This window comes from Nocardioides sp., assembly GCF_041600255.1.
Lineage (GTDB): Bacteria > Actinomycetota > Actinomycetes > Propionibacteriales > Nocardioidaceae > Nocardioides.
On record NZ_JBFIKK010000231.1, the window covers coordinates 1 to 2,496 of the forward strand.

2 protein-coding genes are annotated in these 2,496 nt (G+C 69.4%); both read left to right on the forward strand.

What is annotated here, in order from left to right:
* Nucleotides 1-40 precede the first annotated feature (40 nt).
* Nucleotides 41-1,432: an argininosuccinate lyase gene (gene argH / locus ABZE72_RS16630; protein WP_372730151.1), complete on the forward strand. Its 1,392-nt coding sequence runs from the start codon at nucleotides 41-43 to the stop codon at nucleotides 1,430-1,432.
* Nucleotides 1,416-2,027: a DNA-3-methyladenine glycosylase gene (locus ABZE72_RS16635; RefSeq protein ID WP_372730150.1), complete on the forward strand. Its 612-nt coding sequence runs from the start codon at nucleotides 1,416-1,418 to the stop codon at nucleotides 2,025-2,027. The genes argH and ABZE72_RS16635 overlap by 17 nt, the downstream gene beginning before the upstream one ends.
* The last annotated feature ends 469 nt before the right edge of the window (nucleotides 2,028-2,496 follow it).

The window sequence follows — 2,496 nt, forward strand, 5'->3', positions numbered from 1 at the left end:
CGAGGGCAGCACCAACGAGGGCACCACCAACGAGGGCAAGCTGTGGGGCGGCCGCTTCGCCGCAGGCCCGTCCCCGGAGCTGGAGGCGCTCTCGCGCTCCACGCACTTCGACTGGCGGCTCACGCCGTACGACCTGGCGGGCTCGCACGCGCACGCGAACGTGCTGCATGCCGCCGGGCTGCTCAGCGATGCCGACCTGGCCGAGCTGCACCGCGGACTCGACGAGCTCGCCCGCAGGTACGCCGCCGGCGAGCTGCGCCCGGACCCGTCCGACGAGGACGTGCACGGCGCGCTGGAGCGGCTGCTGCTGCTCGAGGTCGGTCCTGAGGTCGGTGGCCGGCTGCGGGCGGGCCGCAGCCGCAACGACCAGGTGGCCACGCTGTTCAAGGTCTTCCTGCGCGACCACGCGCGGGTGATCGCCGGGCAGGTCCTCGACCTGGTGGACGCCCTGGCGACCCAGGCCCGCGACCACCTCGACGTGATCATGCCGGGGCGCACCCACCTCCAGCACGCACAGCCGGTGCTGCTCTCGCACCACCTGATGGCGCACGCCTGGCCGTTGCTGCGCGACGTGGCCCGGCTCCGGGACTGGGACGAGCGGGTGGCCGCCGAGTCGCCGTACGGTTCGGGCGCGCTGGCGGGCCAGAGCCTCGGGCTCGACCCGACCGCGGTGGCGAGCGAGCTCGGCTTCACCGGCTCCAGCGCCAACTCCATCGACGGCACCGCGGCGCGTGACTTCGTCGCGGAGTTCGCCTTCGTGACCGCGATGATCGGCGTCGACGTCAGCCGGCTGGCCGAGGAGGTCATCCTCTGGGCGACCCGGGAGTTCGACTTCGTCCGGCTGCACGACTCCTGGTCGACCGGGTCGAGCATCATGCCGCAGAAGAAGAACCCCGACATCGCCGAGCTGGCCCGCGGCAAGGCCGGTCGGTTGGTGGGCAACCTGAGCGGGCTGCTGGCCACGTTGAAGGCGCTGCCGTTGGCGTACAACCGGGACCTGCAGGAGGACAAGGAGCCGGTGTTCGACTCCGTCGACACCCTCGAGGTGCTGCTGCCGGCGTTCACCGGGATGGTCGCCACCCTGGGCTTCAACGCTGCCCGGATGGCGGAGCTGGCTCCGCAGGGCTTCTCGCTGGCCACCGATGTCGCCGAGTGGCTGGTCCGCGAGGGTGTCCCGTTCCGGTTGGCCCACGAGCTCGCCGGTGCGTGTGTCCAGCGCTGCGAGGAGCTCGATCTCGAGCTGGGGGACCTCACCGACGAGCAGTTCGCCGAGATCTCCCCGCACCTGACGCCCGGCGTCCGCGAGGTGCTGTCCGCGGAAGGATCGGTCGCCTCCCGCGACGGCCGGGGCGGGACCGCTCCGGTGCGGGTCCGTGAGCAGCTCATCGAGCTGACCGATGCGGTCGCCGCGCACCGTGGCCGCCTCGGCTGAGCTCCGGGACCTGCTCGCCGGGTCACCGCTCGACGTGGCCCCGCGCCTGCTCGGTGCCGTGGTGCGCCACGGCGAGGTGGCCGTCCGGCTGACCGAGGTGGAGGCGTACGCCGGTGCCGACGACCCGGGCTCCCATGCCTACCGCTCCCGGACGCCTCGCAACGAGGTGATGTTCGGGCCGGCCGGCCACCTGTACACGTACTTCAGCTACGGCATGCACGTGTGCGCCAACGTGGTCACCGGACTGCCCGGTACGGCGAGCGCCGTGCTGCTGCGGGCCGGCGAGATCGTGGAGGGCCACGACGTCGCGCGCAGCAGGCGGGGCTCCTCCACCGAACGAGACCTGGCTCGAGGTCCGGCACGGTTGTGCCAGGCGCTCGGCATCACCCTCGAGCACGGGGGAGTGGACCTGCTCGCCGGACCGGTCCTCCTCGAGCTGGACGAGCCGACGGCCGCGGGCGCCGTCTCGACCGGTCCGCGGGTGGGACTTCGGGGAGCGCCTGATCGACCCTGGCGGTTCTGGATCACGGGGGAGTCGACGGTCTCGGCGTACCGCCCGGCCAAGCGACTGACACCGCCGAACCAGCCTCGCTGAGCGTGGAACGGCCCCCGTCGACCCCGGATCGACCCCCCGTTTTGTGCTCGGCGTGGGGTGCTGTTAACGTTCTTCTTGTCGCACCGAGCGGCTCCCCCTCCAAGGCCGAGAGGCCGAACGAACGGGTTGCCGCACGCCGCGACACCGAGGATGAAGAAGCCGAGTTGACTCGGCCGATCGGAACCGGTAAGTTTCTGCAGGTTGCCCCGCCGCTGGTCCGCAAGGATCCAGGACGGTGCGCGTCTGATTCTTGAGAACTCAACAGTGTGTCATAGTCGACGAATTAGTTTGTTATGCCTCGTCTTCTGTGTTGTCTGCTCTTTGGAGCAGGTGGTGCAGGATTCGATTCTTTTGGTAAGACAATGATTCTGGCAAATTTGTCAGATGTTTTGTTCTTGCCAGGGCATCTCTTTTTCCTCAATCGTGCCTTTGGTGTGGTTGGGGTGTTGTTTTTCAACGGAGAGTTTGA